Origin of the sequence: Escherichia sp. E13S3, from assembly GCF_004212325.1 — a bacterium.
Lineage (GTDB): Bacteria > Pseudomonadota > Gammaproteobacteria > Enterobacterales > Enterobacteriaceae > Escherichia.
Genome location: NZ_RHJR01000015.1, coordinates 90,962 through 114,616 on the forward strand (window position 1 = coordinate 90,962; position 23,655 = coordinate 114,616).

19 protein-coding genes and 1 other annotated feature are annotated in these 23,655 nt (G+C 52.7%); of the genes, 6 read left to right on the forward strand and 13 right to left on the reverse strand.

Features of this window, described 5'->3' with window-relative positions:
* Positions 1–15 precede the first annotated feature (15 nt).
* The 3 genes from D9597_RS15010 to glsA all read right to left on the reverse strand — a co-directional run bounded on the left by D9597_RS15010 (position 16) and on the right by glsA (position 3,941).
* On the reverse strand, positions 16–1,371 hold the full coding sequence (locus D9597_RS15010; RefSeq protein WP_130223178.1) for a TolC family outer membrane protein: 1,356 nt from the start codon (positions 1,369–1,371) through the stop codon (positions 16–18).
* A 342-nt stretch (positions 1,372–1,713) separates the two neighbouring features.
* Positions 1,714–3,006, reverse strand: a complete 1,293-nt coding sequence (locus tag D9597_RS15015; protein ID WP_130223180.1) for an APC family permease — start codon at positions 3,004–3,006, stop codon at positions 1,714–1,716.
* Between the two features lie 2 nt (positions 3,007–3,008).
* Positions 3,009–3,941 (reverse strand): glutaminase A, encoded by a 933-nt coding sequence (gene glsA, locus D9597_RS15020; RefSeq protein ID WP_130223182.1) that lies wholly within the window; start codon positions 3,939–3,941, stop codon positions 3,009–3,011.
* A gap of 261 nt (positions 3,942–4,202) precedes the next feature.
* Between glsA and copA the strand changes: the two genes are divergently transcribed.
* Positions 4,203–6,707: a copper-exporting P-type ATPase CopA gene (gene copA / locus D9597_RS15025; RefSeq protein ID WP_130223184.1), complete on the forward strand. Its 2,505-nt coding sequence runs from the start codon at positions 4,203–4,205 to the stop codon at positions 6,705–6,707.
* A gap of 207 nt (positions 6,708–6,914) precedes the next feature.
* Here copA and D9597_RS15030 read toward each other — a convergent pair whose 3' ends face one another.
* The gene (locus D9597_RS15030; RefSeq protein ID WP_000806442.1) at positions 6,915–7,256 is read right to left on the reverse strand and encodes a HigA family addiction module antitoxin; all 342 of its coding nucleotides are present in this window, start codon (positions 7,254–7,256) and stop codon (positions 6,915–6,917) included.
* A 35-nt stretch (positions 7,257–7,291) separates the two neighbouring features.
* The gene (locus tag D9597_RS15035; protein WP_000057523.1) at positions 7,292–7,594 is read right to left on the reverse strand and encodes a type II toxin-antitoxin system RelE/ParE family toxin; all 303 of its coding nucleotides are present in this window, start codon (positions 7,592–7,594) and stop codon (positions 7,292–7,294) included.
* Between the two features lie 132 nt (positions 7,595–7,726).
* Between D9597_RS15035 and D9597_RS15040 the strand changes: the two genes are divergently transcribed.
* Positions 7,727–8,521 (forward strand): TraB/GumN family protein, encoded by a 795-nt coding sequence (locus D9597_RS15040; protein ID WP_130223185.1) that lies wholly within the window; start codon positions 7,727–7,729, stop codon positions 8,519–8,521.
* 202 nt (positions 8,522–8,723) lie between these two features.
* Positions 8,724–9,203, forward strand: a complete 480-nt coding sequence (gene ybaK / locus D9597_RS15045; RefSeq protein WP_130215505.1) for a Cys-tRNA(Pro)/Cys-tRNA(Cys) deacylase YbaK — start codon at positions 8,724–8,726, stop codon at positions 9,201–9,203.
* A gap of 36 nt (positions 9,204–9,239) precedes the next feature.
* Here ybaK and ushA read toward each other — a convergent pair whose 3' ends face one another.
* Positions 9,240–10,892 carry a bifunctional UDP-sugar hydrolase/5'-nucleotidase gene (gene ushA / locus D9597_RS15050; RefSeq protein ID WP_130223187.1) on the reverse strand — a complete coding sequence of 551 codons (1,653 nt, stop codon included), beginning with the start codon at positions 10,890–10,892 and terminating at the stop codon, positions 9,240–9,242.
* Between the two features lie 217 nt (positions 10,893–11,109).
* On the opposite strand from ushA, the gene fsr reads away from it, so the two are divergent.
* Together fsr and ybaL are read left to right on the forward strand one after the other, a co-directional pair.
* Positions 11,110–12,330 (forward strand): fosmidomycin MFS transporter, encoded by a 1,221-nt coding sequence (fsr, locus tag D9597_RS15055; protein ID WP_130223189.1) that lies wholly within the window; start codon positions 11,110–11,112, stop codon positions 12,328–12,330.
* Positions 12,331–12,568: 238 nt separating this feature from the next.
* Entirely contained in the window at positions 12,569–14,245 is a 1,677-nt protein-coding gene (gene ybaL / locus D9597_RS15060; protein ID WP_130215499.1) for a YbaL family putative K(+) efflux transporter, read from the forward strand.
* A 130-nt stretch (positions 14,246–14,375) separates the two neighbouring features.
* Here ybaL and gsk read toward each other — a convergent pair whose 3' ends face one another.
* Positions 14,376–15,680, reverse strand: a complete 1,305-nt coding sequence (gene gsk, locus D9597_RS15065) for an inosine/guanosine kinase (RefSeq protein ID WP_130215497.1) — start codon at positions 15,678–15,680, stop codon at positions 14,376–14,378.
* 151 nt (positions 15,681–15,831) lie between these two features.
* On the opposite strand from gsk, the gene aes reads away from it, so the two are divergent.
* Positions 15,832–16,800: an acetyl esterase gene (aes, locus tag D9597_RS15070; protein WP_130223191.1), complete on the forward strand. Its 969-nt coding sequence runs from the start codon at positions 15,832–15,834 to the stop codon at positions 16,798–16,800.
* Here aes and hemH read toward each other — a convergent pair.
* The 6 genes from hemH to dnaX form a co-directional block, all read right to left on the reverse strand.
* A complete protein-coding gene (hemH, locus tag D9597_RS15075) occupies positions 16,775–17,737 on the reverse strand; it encodes a ferrochelatase (RefSeq protein WP_130206309.1) in 963 nt (320 codons plus the stop codon). The genes aes and hemH overlap by 26 nt on opposite strands.
* Before the next feature lie 131 nt (positions 17,738–17,868).
* Entirely contained in the window at positions 17,869–18,513 is a 645-nt protein-coding gene (gene adk / locus D9597_RS15080; protein WP_001313630.1) for an adenylate kinase, read from the reverse strand.
* A 218-nt stretch (positions 18,514–18,731) separates the two neighbouring features.
* Positions 18,732–20,606, reverse strand: a complete 1,875-nt coding sequence (gene htpG / locus D9597_RS15085; protein ID WP_000678201.1) for a molecular chaperone HtpG — start codon at positions 20,604–20,606, stop codon at positions 18,732–18,734.
* 109 nt (positions 20,607–20,715) lie between these two features.
* Complete coding sequence (gene recR, locus D9597_RS15090) at positions 20,716–21,321, reverse strand: recombination mediator RecR (protein ID WP_130206305.1); 606 nt, start codon at positions 21,319–21,321, stop codon at positions 20,716–20,718.
* Positions 21,321–21,650: a YbaB/EbfC family nucleoid-associated protein gene (locus tag D9597_RS15095; RefSeq protein ID WP_001515903.1), complete on the reverse strand. Its 330-nt coding sequence runs from the start codon at positions 21,648–21,650 to the stop codon at positions 21,321–21,323. Before D9597_RS15095 ends, recR begins: the two co-directional genes overlap by 1 nt.
* Before the next feature lie 52 nt (positions 21,651–21,702).
* A complete protein-coding gene (gene dnaX / locus D9597_RS15100; protein WP_130223193.1) occupies positions 21,703–23,634 on the reverse strand; it encodes a DNA polymerase III subunit gamma/tau in 1,932 nt (643 codons plus the stop codon).
* Positions 22,306–22,370, reverse strand: a sequence feature (DnaX frameshifting element). Its footprint overlaps the gene before it by 65 nt.
* Positions 23,635–23,655: the final 21 nt, after the last annotated feature.

Below are 23,655 nucleotides of genomic sequence, written 5' to 3' on the forward strand. Positions count from 1 at the left end.
TTAATAATGGCAGGATTATTTCAAGTCGGGTAAGTCGTTGTATAAGCCCTGTTTAATTCCCGCTAATGGAATAAGGTTATTAACCGCAGCGGCATAATTCACTGCGGCGACCCAGCCATCATAATTGGCATTTATTTCAGCCGATTGCGCCTGAAAGACATCTTGCTCGACGGTTAATAGATCATTCAGGCTGCGTTTACCCAATTTATATTCATTTTGGTACACATCTCTCGTTTTGTGCGCACTTTCAGATTGCGCTAACCCAGCCTCTTCACGACCCCGTGCGCCAGTCCAGTTGGCATACGCCACCGACGCTCGTTGAAGCACGTCCAGCTTTGCCTGCTCAACCTGCGAGGCAGAGATTTTTTGTTGCCCTTCGGCTTGTTGCACCTGGGCTGAAACCGCGCCGCCCTGATACAGCGGCGCGTTGACGTTCAGTTGTAACTGATCATCCCAATACGAGCGGTCGCTGGTCTGGTAGCGCGTTTTGCCGCCCTGAATACTGAGCGTAGGCCAGTATTGCGATTTAGTTTTTTCCACGCCGTACTGGGCAGACTGGCGTAAGTTTTCTGCCGCCAGTACCAGCGGGATGGACTGATAGTCGATATTTTTTAGCGACACTGGCTGTTCGGCTAATGCGGCTGGCGGCGAAGCTATCGCCTCCGGCTGTACGCCTGTGAGCACCGCCAGCTGTGCTTTGGCGCTTGTCATCTGTGCCTGATATTGTTCCAGCGTCGAGCGCATTCCCGCTATACGCGTTTGCGCCTGTAACTCATCGGATGATGAATTAAGCCCAGCGTTGGCGCGTAGTGCGGCCATGTTGTAGACGTTTTCCAGAGAGTGAATGTTACGTTGCGCTGCGTCGCACAAAGCCTGATAACGACTGACTTCCATATAGATCGTCGCCGTCTTTTCGGCTACGTCGGTTAAGGTTGCCATCAATTTAAAGCGGTAGCTGTCACGAGCAGCAGTTTGCAGTTTGATATCGTTACTGGTTTTACCAAAGTCATACACCAGCTGCGTCAGGGTTATGCCATAAGAAACGTTGTTATCCAGCCTGCCGCTGGAGTCCGTTTGCCGGGAAGGCCCCGCATTACCCGTTAAACCGATGTGCGGATACCAGGCGCTTTTGGCTTCATCGATTTGCGCTTCACCAATACCTATCTGCGCCGCCTGTTGGGTGACGTCGGGGTTTCGCGCAAAGGCACGCAATATGCTTTCCTGTAACGATAAACTGGCAACCGGCGTAACCGCAGGGGCATTCGCCCATTGCGGTAATGGCGCAGCAAGTGTGTCTCCACCCATCACAATAAAACTGATTAAAAATATCAGACCTTTATTTTTACGGTTTTTTAATTGTAATCGCGCCATAGATAAGTCACTTCCTTCCAGGTCATTATTTTAACTGATCTTTATAACCAGCATCATTTTATTTAAGAAGGGTAATAACTTGTGCATCTCTTTTGTTTTTACTTCCCCCATTAAAAGAAATGCAGTGAAAAAGCTTATACGTTATTTATTAAGAATACACTACGACTTTTAGTTTACCATCATCCTCGTTAAGAATAATCCACGATAAGAAGTGATAGAAATCACAGTTTTATCGTCTATATATCTTTTTTGTGTGAATTATTTATTAAAGGCATAAGCAAGGGATTAAATTAAGGATAAAAAATAAAAGCGCAGTGCAGAAAGCACTGCGCACAAGAAGGTTTATACCGTTTTATTCCGTTTCATTACCATTGCCACAATAAGGCTTAGTAATAGTGCGCCTATAATCCACATCAGCGCACTGCTGCCCTGGGACCACAGGCTGTAAATAAAACCGATGATCACCAACAACATAACCAGCGTGCCAACGATGAGGATTGGCAACGAGGCGTGAATATCATGACGCAGGCGGATAGCGACCATAAACACTGCCAGGTAACAGATCAAAAAAGTGGCACTGGCAACGCTGGCGAGCGAGCCTAAATTCAGCGCCGCCGTCATCAGCATGATCAACACCACCACGATGATGTTGCCCCATGTGCTCTGCCGCCACAGGGATTTATTCATTAGCTTCGGCAGTTCATGCTCGCTGCCCATGTTGTCCATGATATTAAATACCGCGAACAGGTTAGCGTTAATGGCTGAAGCCGTCGCCAGTAAAGCGCCGATCACCACAATCACATACCCCACATGCCCGAGCAGCGGAGAAGCGGCCTGCGCTACCGCGGTATCGGCATATTTTTCTAACTCTAATGCCGAAACATCGCTAAGCAGTACCAGCGCTAGTGCGATGTAAAGCAGCGTAGTAACGCCAATCGCCACCAGAAACGCCCGTGGCATAATGACCGCCGGATCTTTTACTTTATCCGCTGCGTTCGCCATCATGCCAAAGCCCGCGTAGGCAAGGAAGGTAATCCCGATACAGGAGAAGAACGCGCCGGAAGTGGGTGGCGCGGAGACAGAAATGTGCGCAGGTTGTAGCGACCAGACGCCCGCAATGATCAACAACAACAGGATCATCATTTTGATGCCAACGAGGATAACTTCCAGTCGGCCTACCGCGTGGTTGCTTAAAGAGTTGAATAACGTCATCAGAGCAATGATAGCCAGCGCGTACAGCAAAATAAGATGCTCATCCTGGCTGCCTTCATGCAGAAACTGCACGGCATAAGCACCAAATGCGCGGGCAACCATAGCAATACTCACCGCCAGCGTCATCAGGTAAAGCAAGGATAATGCCAGTGAAAAGACGCCGTTCCCTAATCCCCGGCGAAAGAAGTCAATAATCCCGCCATTACTGGGATAACTCGCCCCAAGCCGCGCATAGGCATAACCGGAAAACATCGCCACTATGCCGCCAAAGGCAAAAGCGACCCAGGTTGAGGCTTCCATTAACAACGCCGCCTGCCCCAGCAGGGCAAAGATCCCTGCCCCCACCATTGCCCCGATGCCAATGGAAACGACGTTCCATAGCCCGAGGGGTTTGTTACCGTTATCACCTTCCGCGTTCATCATGATCAGCCCTTAAACACGTTATAGCCGAGTTGGTTAGCAACAGATGCCACCATTTTCTGACCCCGAACACTATTACCGTCTTCATCCAGCGGCGGGGAGAACGCGGCAATCCCCATCACGCCAGGTACGACCGCCAGAATGCCGCCGCCAACGCCGCTTTTTCCTGGCAAACCCACGCGATACGCCCAGTCACCGGAGCGACCATACAGCCCTTCCATCATCATTTCGGCCAGAATGTACGGCACGTTGTCGGCCTGCAGAATACGTTTTTGACTTAGCGGATTAACACCGCCCGCCGCCAGCGTCGCGCCAAGCGTCGCCAGTTCCACGGTATTGATGAGCGTGGAACATTGGCGAGTGTAGACATCACAGGCTTCCATCGCATCGCAATACAGATATCCGGCGGAGTACAGCAGCCAGGCAATAGCGCGGTTATGGAAGTTGGTTGTTTGTTCCGACTGGTTGACTTCGTCAGAGAGCGCGACTTGTTCTCCTGCAATCTGTTGTTGAATATGTAAAATTCGCTGCCAGCGTTGTTCTGCATTCTCGGCTTTAATCAGACTGACAGCGGCGATAGCCCCCGCATTAACCAGCGGTGATAACGGTTTGCCACCATGAAGTTCTAAGGCAATGACCGAGTTAAAGGGAAGTCCGGTGGGATCTGCGCCAATTTTATCTTGTACAGCCTGCGGGCCGACATCTTCTAACGCGAGGGCTAGCGTACAGACTTTGGAGATGGATTCCAGCGCAAAGCGGTAATCACTGTCACCGGCACTATAGATATTGCCATCGCAGGTTACGATAGCGACGCTCGCCAGTTGGCTGGGGACATTCGCCAGAAAGGGGATGTAGTCGGCGTTTTGTCCGCCGCTAAGTGAGTGAAATTGGGTATACGCCTGATCCACTGCTTGTTGTAATTTGTTTGCATCTAACATCTTTTGTTAACTCCTTTTTATAGATGCGGGAGGTATTTCCTCACCCCGATGCCAGTTTTCAGGCATCCTGATTTAACTTAGCACCCGTACTTTAGATAAAGGAAAACAAAGAGATAAATGTCTAATTCTGATGCTAATTGCGCCAATTTTTTAATCTCTGCCGACTTTTCATTTCGCTGATAAATAATTTCTTGACCTTCCCCTTGCTGGAAGGTTTACCCTTTATCACAGTCAGTCAACACTGTCTTAAAGGAGTGAACTATGTCTCAAACTATCGACCTGACCCTGGACGGCCTGTCCTGCGGTCACTGCGTTAAACGCGTGAAAGAAAGTCTCGAACAGCGCCCAGACGTTGAGCAGGCTGATGTGTCTGTCACTGAAGCACACGTTACCGGCACTGCCAGTGCAGAACAGCTGATCGAAACCATCAAACAAGCGGGTTATGACGCATCTGTAAGCCACCCAAAGGCTAAACCGCTGGCGGAGTCATCAATCCCGTCGGAAGCACTGACAGCGGTTTCTGATGAGCTTCCGGCAGCGACCGCCGATGACGATGACAGCCAGCAGTTGCTGCTGAGCGGCATGAGCTGCGCCAGCTGTGTCACCCGCGTACAAAATGCGCTGCAAAGCGTACCGGGCGTCACCCAGGCACGGGTAAACCTGGCGGAGCGTACTGCGCTGGTGATGGGCAGTGCCTCCCCACAAGATTTAGTGCAGGCGGTGGAGAAAGCAGGTTACGGCGCGGAAGCGATTGAAGATGACGCTAAACGCCGTGAGCGCCAGCAGGAAACCGCCATCGCTACAATGAAGCGCTTCCGCTGGCAGGCGATTGTCGCCCTGGCGGTGGGTATCCCGGTGATGGTCTGGGGGATGATCGGCGATAACATGATGGTCACCGCTGACAACCGCAGCCTGTGGCTGGTTATCGGCCTGATAACCCTGGCGGTGATGGTCTTCGCGGGCGGACATTTTTACCGCAGCGCGTGGAAAAGCCTGCGCAACGGTGCGGCGACGATGGATACGCTGGTGGCGCTGGGTACGGGCGTGGCGTGGCTCTATTCGATGAGCGTCAACCTGTGGCCGCAGTGGTTCCCGATGGAAGCGCGGCATCTTTATTACGAAGCCAGCGCGATGATTATCGGTCTGATTAATCTCGGCCATATGCTGGAAGCACGCGCACGTCAGCGTTCTTCAAAGGCGCTGGAGAAATTACTCGATTTAACCCCGCCGACGGCACGACTGGTTACTGACGAAGGTGAAAAAAGCGTGCCGCTGGCGGAAGTTCAGCCAGGCATGCTACTGCGCCTGACGACGGGCGACCGCGTGCCGGTAGATGGTGAAATTACACAAGGCGAAGCGTGGCTGGATGAAGCGATGCTGACGGGCGAACCAATCCCGCAGCAAAAAGGCGAAGGCGATAGCGTCCATGCCGGGACAGTGGTACAGGACGGTAGCGTGCTGTTTCGCGCCAGTGCGGTTGGCAGCCATACCACGCTGTCGCGGATTATTCGTATGGTGCGCCAGGCCCAGAGCAGCAAGCCAGAAATCGGTCAGCTGGCGGATAAAATCTCTGCCGTGTTTGTGCCGGTGGTAGTGGTGATTGCGCTGGTCAGTGCGGCAATCTGGTATTTCTTTGGTCCGGCACCGCAGATTGTCTATACCCTGGTGATTGCCACCACAGTGCTGATTATCGCCTGTCCGTGTGCGCTGGGGCTGGCGACGCCGATGTCGATTATTTCTGGCGTCGGGCGGGCGGCTGAGTTTGGCGTGCTGGTGCGAGACGCCGACGCACTGCAACGCGCCAGTACGCTCGATACCGTCGTGTTCGATAAAACCGGGACGCTGACCGAAGGGAAGCCACAGGTTGTCGCAGTGAAAACGTTTGCTGATGTTGATGAAGCGCAGGCATTGCGTCTGGCGGCGGCGCTGGAGCAAGGTTCCAGCCATCCGCTGGCACGAGCGATCCTCGATAAAGCAGGCGATATGCAGCTACCGCAGGTCAACGGTTTCCGCACATTGCGCGGGCTGGGCGTGAGCGGTGAAGCAGAAGGTCATGCGTTATTGCTGGGTAATCAGGCGTTGTTAAATGACCAGCAAGTCGATACTAAAGCGATTGAAGCAGATATTTCAGCTCAGGCATCGCAAGGCGCAACGCCTGTGCTGCTGGCGGTTGACGGGAAAGCGGTGGCCCTGCTGGCAGTACGCGATCCGTTGCGTAGTGATAGCGTGGCGGCGCTGCAACGCCTGCATAAAGCGGGATATCGTCTGGTGATGTTGACCGGGGATAACCCAACCACCGCCAATGCAATCGCCAAAGAAGCGGGAATTGATGAAGTGATTGCCGGGGTGCTGCCGGACGGTAAAGCCGAAGCGATCAAACGTCTGCAAAGTGAAGGACGTCAGGTGGCAATGGTGGGCGACGGCATTAACGACGCGCCAGCGCTGGCCCAGGCGGATGTCGGTATTGCGATGGGTGGCGGCAGTGATGTTGCCATTGAAACCGCGGCGATTACCCTGATGCGCCATAGCCTGATGGGTGTTGCGGATGCGCTCGCTATTTCCCGCGCAACGCTGCGCAACATGAAGCAGAACCTGCTCGGCGCGTTTATCTACAACAGTATCGGTATTCCGGTCGCCGCCGGTATTTTGTGGCCGTTCACTGGAACACTGCTTAACCCGGTAGTTGCCGGAGCGGCAATGGCGCTCTCGTCGATTACCGTAGTGAGTAACGCCAACCGATTGCTGCGGTTTAAACCGAAGGAATAAGTACGTCATTGCGGATGCGCTGCTTTAGGGCGGCGCATTTGGCATCGGCGCATGACTGCCGGATGCGGCGTAAACGCCTTATCCGGCCTACGGTTCAGGCATTGGTTTGTAGGTCTGATAAGACGCGCCAGCGTCGCATCAGGCAATGGTGCTCGGATGCGGCGTGAACGCCTTATCCGACCTACGAGATGAAGCGATGTTTTGACCTTACGCGACCTTTTTTGCACGCTCTTCACGGCGAGCCAAATACTCAGCCACTGTTTCAATCCGTCCCAATTCTTCTTGGGTACGCATGTTGTTTTCAACTTCCCAAAGATCAACCGCCGCCTGGAGGTTTAGCCAAAAATCGACTGTGGTATCAAAAACTTTCGCCAGACGGAATGCCATTTCAGTGGTGAGTTTACGATTGTTATTGATCAGTGCACTGACGCTATTACGATGAACATGCAGCAACTCTGCTAACTCATTGATTTTCAAATCGAGCGGTTCCAGATATTCATAGAGAAGAATATCTCCGGGTGTCGTCGGTTTTCTTGTTGCCTGTTTCATGGTTTTACCTTTCTCGTCAATACGACAGCTATGTTTTAGTAGTTGTGTGGATCTAAAAACAATTCTTCGGCCTTGCCATTAACCCATTTAAATATCAGTCGGTACTGTTTATTCACTCTAATGGAGGAGTATTCCTGTAATTTCCCGGATAACTCTTCGTATCGGTTCCCCGGAGGGGAGCGTAAATCCCGATGAGAAGTGGCAGCATTAATGATGTCCAACTTTCGTGATAACGTGGTATGGATTTCAGCAGGGATCTTTCGATGTGGCGTTGAATGGACAAAAAAATCAGCCAACCAGGCATCACGAAAACTCCTTATATTTTTCTTTTGAGCCATTCCACTCTCATCTCCTTGTCCATTATTTAATCATTGTAATGCACACAAGCACTGTGCACAAGTGCAATAATCAACTCCATTTGCGCCATCCCTCCCCGCGCGCTAGCATGATATTTCACAAAGGGAGGTCGTATGGATCTGTTGTACCGGGTAAAAACGCTTTGGGCCGCGCTGCGCGGTAATCATTACACCTGGCCTGCCATCGATATCTCTCTTCCCGGCAATCGCCATTTTCATCTGATTGGCAGTATTCATATGGGGAGTCACGATATGGCTCCCCTGCCCACCCGTTTGCTCAAAAAGCTCAAAAACGCCGATGCGCTGATCGTCGAGGCGGATGTTTCCACCAGCGATACACCTTTTGCCAATTTGCCAGCCTGCGAGGCGCTGGAAGAGCGCATTAGTGAAGAACAATTGCAAAATCTGCAGCACATTAGCCAGGAGATGGGCATTTCTCCCTCACTCTTTTCTACTCAACCGCTGTGGCAAATCGCGATGGTTCTTCAGGCGACGCAGGCACAAAAGCTGGGGCTGCGGGCAGAATACGGTATCGATTACCAGTTATTGCAGGCGGCGAAGCAACAACATAAACCTGTAATTGAACTGGAAGGGGCAGAAAAGCAAATTGCCATGTTGCTCCAGCTTCCCGACAAAGGACAGGCGCTGCTGGACGATACGCTGACTCACTGGCATACCAATGCACGGTTGCTGCAACAAATGATGAGCTGGTGGCTGAATGCGCCGCCGCAAAATAATGAAATAACGCTGCCCAATACGTTTAGCCAGTCGCTGTATGATGTCCTGATGCACCAGCGCAATCTTGCCTGGCGGGATAAATTACGCGCCATGCCGCCGGGGCGCTATGTGGTCGCGGTCGGTGCTTTACATCTGTATGGAGAAGGAAATTTGCCGCAGATGTTGCGCTAAAAAAATGGCCAATATCGCTATTGGCCCGTCAAAGAGGAATTTCATATTTTTATTATTATGCCGTCGCTTTAAACGACGGTGTAAGTCGATTGTCGCTCAATCTCACCATCCTGCCAATACTCTTAGGCAAGATGACACTTTTTTTTGGGCCGCCATCAGGCGTATGCTTTCTCCGTTTTTTGTTTGAGGCAGGAAAATTACGATGACACCCGCAGTTAAATTACTCGAAAAAAACAAAATTTCTTTTCAGGTTCATACCTACGAACACGATCCGGCTGAAACCAATTTTGGCGATGAAGTCGTCAAAAAATTAGGTTTGAATCCGGATCAGGTCTACAAAACGCTGCTGGTCGCAGTGAACGGCGATATGAAACATCTGGCAGTGGCCGTCACGCCGGTCGCAGGTCAATTGGATCTCAAAAAAGTGGCTAAGGCGCTGGGAGCCAAGAAAGTAGAGATGGCCGATCCGATGGTCGCGCAGCGTTCAACGGGATATCTGGTTGGTGGAATTAGCCCACTAGGGCAGAAAAAACGTCTGCCGACGATTATCGACGCCCCCGCACAAGAATTTGCCACTATTTATGTTTCCGGCGGTAAACGCGGGCTGGATATCGAACTGGCGGCAAGCGATCTGGCGAAGATCCTCGATGCCAAATTTGCCGATATCGCTCGCCGCGATTAAGCATCGTGCCGGATGTGAGCATCCGGCACTTTCAGATTACTGCCAGCTCACCTCACCTTTCGGCTCATAAGCATTCGCATCCAGCGGCGAGTTTTTCTGGATATACGCTTTCAGCACTTCGGCATCAATAAAGCCGGTATTCACATATCCCGGTTTGTTATCAAGGCGCGGGTAACCATCACCGCCAGTAGCATTAAAGTTTAATGTTGCCATGCGGTAGGTTTTTGCCGGATCGACCGGTTCGCCTTTAATTTTCAGGTCGTTGAGTTTGCCGTCTTTCGCCACAAAGCTGACGTTGGCAAATTGCGGGTAGGCACCGGAATCCGGCTTCATCTGCGCGACGGCAGTCAGGTAATCAATCGCCTCTTTACCGGTCATGTCGGCATACACCACCACATTGCCGAACGGCTGCACTTTCAGCACGTTTTTATAGCTGATATTGCCTGCCTCGATAGAATCACGAATTCCGCCTCCGCTCATCACCGCGAAGTCGGCACCAGTACGATCCATTTGGGCTGCCAGAATCAATCGTCCCATATTGGTCTGTACAAAACGCACTTTGTCACGATCGCCTTCCAGACGACCATTGGTTTCGCCAATTTTCACTTCCAGCTGCGCTTTGCCCTTGTTCTGGAAAGGCGATAACAGCGAGATCATTTGCTGATTCTCGGCGATTTCCGGGGTGTACAGCACACGCTCGCTTTTCCCGTCTTCCCAGGTGACTTTTTTCTTCAGGTTCACCGGAATCAGCTGGTAGTTGACCATTTTCATTTCGCCGTTGCGAAACTCAAAGTCGGCCCGACCAACGTACTTGCCCCACTCATGCGCTTGTACAATCCAGATGCCGTTTTGTTGATCCGGTTTGCATGGTGTACCAGGAACGTAATCTACCTGCTTTTTATTTTCAGCTGCCATACAGACGGGATCTTGCGAATGTCCGCCGACAATCATCGCCAGCGATCCGGCAGGTAAACTGCGCGCCATCTCTACATCACCCGGCGCGTTAGAACCGTGCTCACCGTTGTCGTAATGCCCCATATGGGTCGCCGCGATAATAATGTCCGGCTTTTCTGTCTGTTGCAGCTCCTGGATCACCAGTTTGGCTTCGTCGGCAGGTTTACGGAATTCAATGTCGGTGAAGTTTTCTGGGTTACCTAATTTCGCTGTTTCATCAGTTGTTAAACCGATAACGGCGATTTTCAGATCCTGGCGTTTAAACAGCGCCCAGGGTTTAAACAGGCGCTCGCCGGTACTTTTTTGATAGATATTGGCAGAGAGCAACGGGAACTTTGCCCACTTTTCCTGCTGGCGTAATACGGTGAGCGGGTTATCAAATTCATGATTACCAATCGCCATTGCATCATAGCCCACCAGATTCATGCCGCGAAAATCTGGCTCTGCGTCCTGCAAATCGGATTCCGGCACACCGGTATTAATGTCGCCACCAGAAAGTAGCAGCACGCTCCCGCCTTCAGCAGCGACCTCTTTACGAATACCGTCCACCAGCGTTTTTTGTGCCGCCAGACCGTATTCGCCATATTCATTGCGCCAGAAATGACCGTGATGGTCGTTGGTATGCAGAACCGTAATTTTATAGGTTTTATCCTGCTCATAGGCCAACGCAGTTTCACTCGCCAGTGACAATGTGGTTAACAGTGCTAATGCCACACCCCGCTGCAATAATTTCATACTTCTCTCCCTGACCAGATAATAACGTGTTGAAAATTAGTATGACGCGACATCATAGACAAGTCTGCGTTCGGTTACGATAAATCTACATCCAGATTGGAAATTCTGTTTTCCACATTGAGACTTCCTTCAAAAGGCACGTGCAGGTATGTTAGTCAGGTAATAATCACAATTAAGATAAATTTTTACATCGCAACTCTAAAAAAGTGACTTTCCTATGGCAATGAGTGAACAATCCCAGCCTGTGGCGGGCGCGACTGCGTCGGCCACCAAGGCCCGAACATCGTTTGGTATTTTAGGTGCTATCAGCCTCTCACATCTGCTGAACGACATGATCCAATCGCTGATTCTGGCGATTTATCCGCTATTACAGTCAGAGTTTTCCCTGACGTTTATGCAGATTGGGCTGATAACCCTCACCTTCCAGCTCGCCTCTTCGCTGCTGCAACCGGTCGTCGGCTACTGGACAGATAAATACCCAATGCCGTGGTCGTTGCCAATTGGCATGTGCTTTACCTTAAGCGGCCTGGTATTGCTGGCACTGGCGGGCAGTTTTGGCTCGGTGTTGCTGGCGGCAGCGCTGGTCGGTACCGGTTCGTCGGTCTTTCATCCAGAATCTTCCCGCGTGGCACGTATGGCGTCTGGCGGACGTCATGGTCTGGCGCAATCCATCTTCCAGGTCGGCGGTAACTTTGGCAGTTCGTTGGGGCCTTTGCTGGCGGCGGTGCTCATCGCCCCCTATGGCAAAGGCAACGTTGCATGGTTTGTACTGGCGGCACTGCTGGCAATCGTGGTGTTGGCGCAAATCAGCCGCTGGTACTCTGCGCAGCACCGAATGAGTAAAGGCAAGCCGAAAGCGCCAATAATCAATCCGCTGCCACGAAATAAGGTCGTGCTGGCTGTTTGCGTACTGTTAGTGCTGATTTTCTCGAAATATTTCTATATGGCGAGCATCAGCAGCTATTACACCTTTTATCTGATGGAAAAATTCGGATTATCCATCCAGAATGCCCAACTTCATCTGTTTGCCTTCCTGTTTGCCGTTGCGGCGGGGACGGTGATTGGCGGGCCTGTTGGCGATAAGATTGGTCGAAAATATGTAATTTGGGGCTCTATCCTCGGCGTTGCGCCTTTTACGCTTATTTTACCGTACGCAAGCCTGCACTGGACGGGGGTTTTGACGGTGATTATTGGATTTATCCTCGCCTCTGCGTTTTCTGCCATTCTGGTTTATGCGCAAGAGCTGCTTCCAGGGCGTATCGGCATGGTTTCCGGGCTCTTTTTCGGTTTTGCTTTTGGCATGGGTGGCCTTGGAGCCGCAGTTCTGGGGCTTATCGCCGACCATACCAGTATCGAGTTAGTTTATAAAATATGTGCTTTCCTGCCGCTTCTTGGAATGTTGACCATATTCTTACCTGATAATCGGCATAAATCCTGAATTCCCGGCAGCCAAAGGTAAACTTTGGCTGCTTCATTTTGCAGTAACCATAAGCCTTTCCTCTTCATACACCTCATCACTTTTCCGATCCGTGCCTTTTTTGCGGCTAATTCCATTTTTCTGCAAAATTCAACAATTATTCATAAACATCATCTATGAAATTGTCATAAACTATTACCTGTAATTTTGGTTTTCCCGGCCAAAATATGGACAACCACCACCAGGAAAAGGAGACGGAATGCATCACGCCACCCCGCTTATCACCACAATTGTTGGCGGCCTTGTGCTTGCCTTTATCCTCGGCATGCTGGCCAATAAACTGCGTATTTCTCCTCTGGTGGGATATCTGTTAGCGGGTGTGCTGGCAGGCCCCTTTACCCCAGGTTTTGTTGCCGATACAAAACTTGCGCCTGAACTGGCGGAACTGGGCGTTATTTTGCTGATGTTCGGCGTCGGTTTGCATTTTTCGCTCAAGGATTTGATGGCGGTAAAGTCCATCGCCATTCCCGGCGCAATTGCCCAGATAGCCGTGGCGACACTGCTGGGTATGGCGCTCTCCGCCGTGCTGGGCTGGTCGTTGATGACTGGTATCGTGTTCGGTTTGTGTCTTTCCACCGCCAGTACGGTAGTGTTACTTCGTGCACTTGAAGAACGGCAATTAATAGACAGCCAGCGAGGGCAAATCGCCATCGGCTGGCTGATTGTGGAAGACCTGGTGATGGTCCTGACGCTGGTGTTGCTGCCAGCGGTAGCCGGAATGCTGGAACAGGGCGATGTGGGCTTTGCGACGCTGGCGCTGGATATGAGTATCACTATCGGCAAAGTTGTCGCGTTTATTGCCATTATGATGTTGGTAGGTCGCCGTCTGGTGCCGTGGATTATGGCACGTAGCGCGGCAACGGGTTCGCGCGAGTTGTTTACCCTGTCGGTGCTGGCGCTGGCGTTAGGGATTGCTTTTGGCGCGGTGGAGCTGTTTGACGTCTCCTTTGCACTCGGCGCGTTCTTTGCCGGGATGGTGCTGAATGAGTCCGAACTTAGCCACCGTGCCGCCCACGATACGCTGCCATTACGTGATGCGTTTGCAGTGTTGTTCTTCGTCTCTGTCGGGATGTTGTTTGATCCGTTAATCCTGATTCAGCAGCCGTTGGCGGTGCTGGCTACGCTGGCGATTATTCTGTTTGGTAAATCGGTCGCGGCGCTCTTCCTCGTCCGGTTGTTTGGCCACTCCCAGCGTACGGCGTTGACCATCGCCGCCAGCCTGGCGCAGATTGGTGAGTTCGCCTTTATCCTGGCGGGACTGGGGATGGCATTGAATCTGCTGCCGCAGGCGGGGCAAAACCTGGTGCTGGCGGGGGCGATTTTGTCGATTATGCTCAACCCGGTGCTGTTCGCGCTGCTGGAGAAATACCTGGCGAAAACCGAAACGCTGGAAGAGCAGACGCTGGAGGAAGCTATCGAAGAAGAGAAGCAGATTCCGGTGGATATCTGCAACCATGCGCTGCTGGTAGGTTATGGTCGTGTGGGCAGCCTGCTGGGGGAGAAATTGCTCGCGTCTGATATTCCTTTAGTGGTGATTGAGACGTCACGTACTCGCGTCGACGAACTGCGTGAGCGCGGAGTCCGGGCGGTATTAGGCAACGCGGCTAACGAAGAGATCATGCAACTGGCGCATCTGGAATGCGCAAAATGGCTGATCCTGACGATTCCCAACGGTTACGAAGCAGGCGAGATTGTGGCGTCTGCTCGCGCGAAAAACCCGGATATTGAGATTATCGCCCGCGCCCATTATGACGACGAGGTGGCATATATCACCGAACGTGGCGCGAATCAGGTGGTGATGGGCGAGCGTGAAATTGCCCGCACCATGCTGGAACTGCTGGAAACGCCACCGGCAGGTGAAGTGGTGACGGGGTAAACGGTGGTTGCCTGATAACAGGCGCGGATATGTAGGCCTGATAAGACGCGGCCAGCGTCGCATCAGGCATCGAGAGCCAAATGCCAGATGCGGCGTGAACGCCTTATCTGGCCTACGAACCGACGATAACTTAACGATCCCAGTAAGATTCTTCCAGGCTGTCTTCACGCTCCGGCAGCCCGCGCGTTAAGCGTGGAGAATGCTGGTTCAGTACCTGATAGCTCACACGGTTGGCATATTTACACACCTGCGCTAATGACGAATACGTCAGCCAGGTGAATTTATGCTTGCTGGAATTTGGTACGCTGCTACGGTGATAACTGTTAGCGGTAATGTCATGCAACAGCGCCGCCAGCGCCCCATCTCCGGCACCGTTGGTGTTCATGATTTTTTCTGGTCCGCCCATATACGGCGCAATGTGCGAATAGACGCGCAGCGGATTCTGGCAATCCTTGTGGCGCATGGCGCGGCTAAACTCATACTGGTTAAATTCCGCGATAGCGCCCGGCAGCAGCGGATGCTGGGTTTTGCGTTTCGCTTCGTCTTCAGTAAAGCCCGCCATATACAAACCGATTGGCCCGGCGGTGCACAGCACCAGATCCACCCAGTCCAGCGCCTTGTCAGACGCCAGCAGCGGATCGCTCTCTCCGGTCAACGCTTCGGCTTCTTCTTCGTTCATCGCAAGGATGGAAACGTGTTCTTTGAGGAATTGCTGCCACCACTGCGGATTCTCGGCGATGACAAATTTAGTCCCCAGCGTCAGCACCACCGGTACGTTATATTTCTTCGCGTACTCAATGGCTTTCATGGTTGCTTCCGGCATCGGTTCGCCCGGCTTGCAGCGCACCAGATATGAGGTGAGTACCAGCGCCGACGCTCCGGCAATCACATCTTCCGGAATGCTTTCTGCCCGTAGCTGGTTCATGTGGCCAGGGCTAATGGCAAAAGTGCGTTCGCCAGACTCGCCAATCAGCGTAAAACAGCGTCCAATCGGGCCGTCTACGCCTTGCAGATAGTTAAGATCGGTACGGCTGGAGGTATTACACAAATAACGATAGGCGTAGCTGCCAATTTCAATATTGCTGCACATCACGCCCAGTAGTACCGAGCGGTCATCCGCCAGTACCGAGTAGTTATGCATGGTGTTACCAATAGTGCCACCCGCAAACTGATGGGTAATCAGGTTTTTCTCTTTAAGTTCCTGATAGAGTGCTTCGGCAACATCATCTTCAATCACCAGTGAATGCCCGGCACTTAATCCATAACGTTCAATGAACTCATCATCCACTTTCGCTTCTATATCGACCAGAGTCTGGTCGATACCCACTACCCAGGCGGCGCTGGTTTCGTTTTCTGGCTGGAACTGCTGAAGCAGCGGATCGCGTGCGTTTACGGGGAAGTAATGTTTGGATTTACGTTTACCGGGAAATTTCATGGTTGTTTTTACGGGTGGTTAACTGAGCGGCGAATGTTAACACAATCTCACGGGAACGCGCGAGATGCAGCCAGTTTCAATATCAGCAGACGAGATCGCATTATCATGGCAGAGCTTCCTTACAATGGCGTAATTTGAAAGGAGTTTTTCTATGAAGATGGAAAACAAATTACCCGCACTGGAACTGATTTCTGCCGAAATGAGGGCCGTTGTTAATACACTTCAGCCTGATTTACCGCCCTGGCCCGCAGAAGGAACACTTGCCGAGCAGCGTCAGCATTACACGCTCGAGCGGCAATTCTGGAATGCGGGCGCTCCAGAAATGGAAACCAGAGATTACGCAGTTCCGACAAAATATGGACAAGTGGAGGCCCGCTTATTTTGTCCAAATTCAGATAGCCCAGCGACGCTATTTTATCTTCACGGCGGTGGTTTTATTCTCGGCAACCTCGATACCCACGATCGCATCATGCGACTTCTGGCAATCTACACTCAGTGTACGGTGATTGGCATTGATTACACCCTTTCGCCAGAAGCGCGTTTTCCGCAGGCGATAGAGGAAATCGTGGCCGCCTGTTGTCACTTCCACCAGCAGGCGGGCGATTATCAAATCAATATGTCACGTATTGGCTTTGCCGGTGATTCCGCTGGCGCAATGCTGGCGCTAGCCAGCGCCTTGTGGCTGCGGGATAAACAGATCGATTGCGGTAAGGTTGTGGGCGTTTTGCTGTGGTATGGACTTTATGGGTTACGGGATTCCGTGACTCGTCGCCTGCTGGGCGGTGCCTGGGATGGCTTAACGCAACAGGATTTGCAGATGTATGAAGAGGCATATTTAGGCAGCGAAGCGGATCGCGAGTCGCCGTATTACTGCCTGTTTAATAATGATCTCACTCGAAATGTGCCGCCCTGTTATATCGCCGGAGCGGAGTTCGATCCGCTGCTGGATGACAGTCGCCTGCTTTACCAGACGTTAGCGGCACACCAGCAACCTTGTGAGTTCAAACTCTACTCCGGTACGCTGCACGCCTTTTTGCATTATTCACGGATGATGAAAACCGCCGACGATGCTCTACGCGACGGTGCTCGATTCTTTAGCGATAGGCTGCAACAAGATTAGCCATCATTTCGATATGTTCCGGTGTAGCATTAAGCGCCGGAATATATTCGTATTTTTTCCCGCCAGCGCCGAGGAAGACTTCACGGTTTTGCTCGGCAATCTCTTCCAGCGTCTCCAGACAATCCGCAGCAAAGCCCGGGCACATCACCTGAATATGACCGACGCCTTTTTCTCCAAGCATTTTCAGCGTTTCGTCGGTATAAGGCATCAGCCAGGGTTCCCGGCCAAAGCGCGACTGAAAGGTCATCATCACTTTTTCTGGTGCCATTCCCAGTGCGGAAGCCAGTTCACGCGTCGTTGTGCGGCAACGCTGCGGGTAATCATCACCTTCATCCGCGTAACGCTGAGGAATGCCATGATAAGAGAGCAGCAGCAGATCCGGCTCGCCATGTTTTTCGAAAGAGGCCCGCACGCTATTTGCCAGCGCATTAATGTAATCGTGGTTATCGGCGTAATCACGAATAAACGAAATCCCCGGAATGCTACGCTTGCGCGCGAGAATGCGTGCAAGTTCATCCCATACCGCACCGACCGTTGAACAGGAGTATTGCGGATAGAGCGGCAGCACCACAATATGATCAACATGTTCTGCCAGTAGTTCATCTACGGCGCTTTCCAGTGATGGCGAGCCGTAGCTCATGCCCAGCGCCACTGGCGTATCCGGTAAACGTTGTGCCAGCGCCTGCTGTTGCTGGCGGCTGTAAACCATCAGCGGCGAGCCGTCTTCCATCCAGACCGAGGCGTACAGCTTCGCCACGCGCGGTGAGCGCAGCGGCAAAATCACACCACGCAGCAACGGCCACCACAACAGCCGTGAGGTATCGACCACGCGTCTATCGCTTAAAAATTGTTTCAGATAGCGTTTTACCGCTTCAGGAGTGGGGGCATCGGGCGTCCCCAGGTTTGCCAGCAAGATACCGGTTTTAGTCTGACGCATTACCGCCTCTTATCGATTCAACTTGTTGATAATTGTAGCGGAAAAGTGAGGAAGAAGAACTAATTGCTGTGAAAGGTCTGGCCTGAGGAGGATACGCAGACCTGCCCGAGAGCAGATCTGCTGCGGCTTGATTAGCCGAGGATTTTTTCCAGAGCCGCGCGAACTTCAGCAACCGGTTTGGTGCCGTCAACTTTCGCGTATTTGGTGTTACCCGCTTCCGCTTCTTTGGAGTAGTAGCCAATCAGCGGTGCAGTCATCTGATGGTATTCAACCAGACGTTTACGTACGGTTTCTTCCTGATCGTCTTTACGGGTAGTCAGCTCTTCACCGGTCACGTCGTCTTTGCCTTCTACTTTCGGCGGATTGAATTTAACGTGATATACACGACCAGACGGCGCGTGAACGCGGCGACCGACGATACGATCAACAATCAGCTCGTCCGGTACGTCGAATTCCAGAACGTAATCAACGTTGATGCCCGCTTCTTTCATCGCGTCTGCCTGCGGAATGGTACGCGGGAAGCCGTCCAACAGGAAACCATTACGGCAATCTTCCTGAGCAATGCGCTCTTTAACCAGCGCGATCACCAGTTCATCGGTGACCAGTTTGCCAGCGTCCATAATGTCTTTAGCTTGTTTACCCAGCTCGGAGCCAGATTTGACTGCGGCACGCAGCATATCGCCAGTGGAGATTTGCGGAATACCATATTTCTCCATGATGAACTGAGCCTGAGTCCCTTTCCCCGCGCCCGGAGCGCCAAGCAGAATGATACGCATTGCGAAAATCCCCTTAAATTGTGTCGAATTTTTTGAAAAAGCGATAAACGATACCACCAACAGGCGATTGCCTCAAGAAAGGCGCCCGGGGCTGAAACGGTTAATGGTGAGATAATTTGCGGAAAGTGCAGAGGATGAAAAGAAAAATGCCGGATGACACGAAGGTCATCCGGCACCACATTCAGCTGTATGCCGGATAAAATTCATCCGGCATTACATCAGGAAACCAGTAACTGGTTCATACGACGAATAAACAGGTTCGGATCTTCCAGCGTACCGCGTTCTGCCAGCAGCGCCTGATCCAGCAGCAGTTCTACCCACTCGCTGAACTTGGCTTCATCTTCAGTATCTGCCGCACGTTTCACCAGTACGTGATCCGGGTTCAGTTCGAAGATGTATTTCACTTCTGGCACTTTCTGGCCCGCTGCGGCGAACAGTTTCGCCATCTGGGTGCTCATTTCGTCCGCGTCGGTAGAAACGATCGCTGGTGTATCGGTCAGACGATGAGTCAGACGGACATCTTTCACGCGCTCGCCGAGCAGGGCTTTTACGCGGTCGATGAACGGAGTCAGTGCTTTCTCCGCTTCTTTCGCGCTCTCATCAACTTCGTCAGCCAGTTTTTCCAGCGACTCGTCAACTTTAGACACAGACTGGAACGGCTTGCCATCGAACTCAGTCAGATAGTTCATCATCCACTCATCGATGCGGTCAGAAAGCAGCAGAACTTCGATGCCTTTCTTACGCAGCAGTTCCAGGTGCGGGCTGCTCTTCGCTGCCGCATAGCTGTCTGCGGTGATGTAGTAGATTTTCTCCTGCCCTTCTTTCATGCGGGAAACGTAGTCTTCCAGAGACACGGTCTGCGCAGAAGAATCGGTATGGGTAGATGCAAAACGCAGCAGTTTGGCGATCGCTTCCTGGTTAGCGAAATCTTCCGCCGGACCTTCTTTCAGTACCAGGCCAAACTGTTGCCAGAAGGTCTGGTATTTTTCCGCGTCGTCTTTCGCCAGTTTTTCCAGCATTTGCAGCACACGCTTGGTCAGCGCATTGCGCAGATTGCGGGTTACGGTGCTGTCCTGGAGGATTTCACGGGAAACGTTCAGCGGCAGATCGCTGGAGTCAATCAGACCACGCACGAAGCGCAGATAGTTCGGCATGAACTGTTCTGCGTCGTCCATGATGAACACGCGCTGGACGTACAGTTTCAGGCCGTGCTTATGATCGCGGTTCCACATATCCCACGGTGCCTGCGACGGGATGTACAGCAGGCTGGTGTACTCCTGCTTACCTTCAACGCGGTTGTGGCTCCAGGTCAGCGGATCGTTAAAGTCATGGGCGATATGTTTGTAGAACTCTTTGTACTCTTCATCGGTGATTTCCGACTTGTTACGGGTCCACAGCGCCTGCGCTTTGTTGATTTTCTCCCAGGAGATAACGGTTTCGCCATCTTTCTCTTCGCGTTTTTCGATCTCTACCGGCAGCGCGATATGGTCGGAGTATTTGCTGATGATGGAGCGCACGCGCCAATCATCGAGGAACTCGTCTTCGCCTTCACGCAGATGCAGGGTGATTTCAGTGCCACGATCTTCTTTGGTGATGTCGGCAACGGTGTATTCACCTTCACCAGCCGATTCCCAGAACACGCCGTTTTCTGGTTTTTCGCCCGCCGCACGAGTACGCACGGTCACTTTATCGGCCACGATAAACGCGGAGTAGAAACCAACACCAAACTGACCGATCAGCTGGCTGTCTTTCGCCTGGTCAGAACCCAGGGATTCGAGGAATGATTTGGTGCCGGATTTAGCGATAGTCCCCAGATGGTCAATCACTTCGTCGCGGGTCATCCCCACGCCGTTATCGGAAATGGTCAGCGTGCGCTTGTCTTTATCGAAAGAAACACGAACGCGCAGTTCGCCGTCACCTTCGTACAGATCCGGGTTAGAGAGCGCGCGGAAACGCAGCTTGTCCGCCGCATCGGAGGCGTTAGAGATAAGCTCACGCAGGAAGATTTCTTTATTGGAATAGAGAGAATGGATCATCAGGTGCAGAAGCTGCTTCACTTCTGACTGAAAACCACGAGTTTCTTGTCCTTTCATGTAGGTCTACCTCAATAATGCCATTTTAAGGTTAAAAACAGGATGAGGGGTAAATGGGGACAAGGAAGGATAATTTCAAGCGAGAGCAGGTGATCCTGCTCTCGTTTGCTTAAAAACGAATCTTATGACGCCCGGCAAGGGAATGCGACAACGTGGTGCCGTCGACCATTTCCAGCTCGCCGCCAACCGGTACGCCATGAGCGATTCGGCTGGCTTCCACGTCATATTGCGCGCAAAGCTCGGCAATATAGTTGGCGGTGGCTTCACCTTCGACCGTCGGGTTGGTGGCGAGGATCACTTCGGTGATTTTTTCTGCCGCCAGACGCTGTTCCAGTCGATCAAGTCCGATATCATCCGGGCCAATACCGTCCAGCGGTGACAGATGCCCCATCAACACAAAATAACGACCGGAAAACTGCCCCGTCTGCTCAATGGCGTAGATGTCCGCCGGACTCTCTACCACGCAGATTTGACCGTTTTCCTGACGACGCGGATTCGAACAGATATTACAGACTTCCTGTTCAGTGAAGGTGCGGCAATCGGCGCAGTGGCCGATTTCCGACATCGCCCGGGTGAGCGCCTGCGCCAGACGCATCCCGCCGCTACGATCGCGCTGAAGCAGCGTGAACGCCATACGCTGCGCCGACTTCGGGCCAACGCCCGGCAGACAGCGCAGTGCTTCCATAAGCTGTGTTAACAGCGGGCTGGTTTGCATCAGAACGGCATCTTAAAGCCTGGCGGCAGCTGCATTCCGGAGGAAACAGAGGCCATTTTTTCTTTCTGGGTTTCTTCGATGCGACGCGCTGCGTCGTTGAATGCCGCAGCGACCAAATCTTCCAGCATCTCTTTGTCGTCTTCCAGCAGGCTCGGGTCGATCTCTACGCGACGGCAGTTGTGAGCGCCATTGATGGTCACTTTCACCAGACCAGCACCGGATTCGCCAGTCACTTCCAGCTTCGCGATTTCTTCCTGCATCTGCTGCATTTTTTCTTGCATCTGCTGGGCTTGCTTCATCAGGTTGCCCAGACCGCCTTTACCAAACATAGGTTTCTCTCTCAATCACGTTAAGGATGACGATCGTAAGCAGTGCTTACGATCAAATGGGGCGGATACTTTCTTCATCCAGCTCCGCATCAAAGAATCGACGCAGGGTCTGAATATTATTATCCGCAATAATGGACTCGCGCGCCTGCGCAAGTTTTTCTTCGTATATCGCCTGACGCCACTCCAGCGGCGTGCGCACCGCGGGATTATCATCTTCAACGATAGTCAGTTCAACCGTTGAACCTTTTAACGTGCTCAACGCTTCAGCCAGTTTTTGCTGTGCGCCGCGGTTATTCAAATGCCGCTGGGAGGAGCGCAAATGCAGGCATACTGCGTTGTCGCTCTCCTCTTTCCAGGCATTTAACGCCACCTGCTCGACCAGTTTGGGTAGCGAAAGTTGGCTCACCTGTGCCGCCCACGGGTCGCGCTCAATGGCTTCTGCCGCCAGCTTCGCCGCCAGTTCCGGCGTTTTTTCATGCTCCAGCGCTTTTTTCAGCGCCTTCGGCGTGGCGACCACTTCTTTTTGCTGCATCACTGGGGTTGTAGATTTCCAGCGATACGCTTCTTTTTTGGCTGGCGCTTTTTCCAGCGCCGATGGCACCGGACGCGACTGAACGCGATCGGTGACCGAAGCCAGTCTTTCCAGCGCAGCGTTATTCACCGGCCGCGCGCGGGTAGCGGCTGCCGGTTCACTCTTTTTTGCTTTGGTTGCTCCCTGAGCGCGCTGCAGTTGCTGACGCGCCGCCAGCACCTGGCTGGTGGTTTCTGAGAGCGGTACAGTCGGTGCCTGCTGTGGCGCTGATTGCGGTTGTGGCGGCACCTGGGTTGGCGTCATTACCGCCGTTGGCGCGACGGGCGCAAAGGACTGGCGTGGCACTTCTGGCTCAGGCAGCGGCATACGCGGATGGAACGCCAGCGCGCGCAGCAGCGTCATCTCAACGCCCATGCGGCGGTCCGGCGCATACGGTAATTCTTTGCGACCAATCAACAGCGTCTGATAGTAAAGCTGAATATCCGTCGGCGGTATGGTGCGCGCCAGTTCACGCATCCGCAGCTCGATGGCGGCCATGTCGTTGCCAAGTGCAGCAGGCGAAAGTTGTACCATCGCAATGCGGTGCAACAGACCGAGCATTTCCACCAGCAACGCTTCCCACTCGATACCACGGGCAGCGGCTTCATTAATCAGCGCCATTACGCGCTCGCCGTTGGCCTCGACCATCGCTTCAACCAGCGACAGCGCCTGATCGTCGTCAAGCGTACCCAGCATCGCACTGACCGCCTGGGTTGAAACCTGGCCGTCACCGCTGGCAATTGCCTGGTCGGTCAGACTTAAGGCGTCTCGCAGGCTGCCTTCAGCGGCGCGCGCCAGCAGCTGCAACGCACGTGGCTCGTGGGCGATATGTTCTTCGTTGAGGATGTGCTCAAGCTGATGGCGAATTTGCTCGACATCCAGCGCCTTGAGATGGAATTGCAGACAGCGTGACAAAATCGTCACCGGCAATTTCTGCGGATCGGTCGTCGCCAGCAGGAACTTGACGTGCTCTGGCGGCTCTTCAAGGGTTTTTAACAGTGCGTTAAAGCTGTGACGCGACAGCATATGCACTTCGTCGATCAGATAGACTTTAAAACGACCACGCGCCGGAGCGTACTGAACGTTATCCAGCAGGTCGCGGGTATCTTCAACTTTAGTGCGCGAGGCGGCGTCGATTTCAATCAAATCGACAAAGCGCCCCTGCTCGATTTCACGGCAGTTATCGCATACGCCGCACGGCGTCGCGGTAATGCCGGTTTCGCAGTTTAGCCCCTTCGCCAGCAGTCGGGCGATAGAGGTTTTTCCGACGCCACGGGTGCCGGAAAAAAGATAAGCATGATGAATACGCCCTAACGACAAGCCGTTCGCCAGTGCGGTCAGCACATGTTCCTGGCCGACGACGTCAGCAAAGGTTTGTGGGCGCCATTTTCGGGCTAAGACCTGATAACTCATTGGCAGGCTCTGAAACGCTGG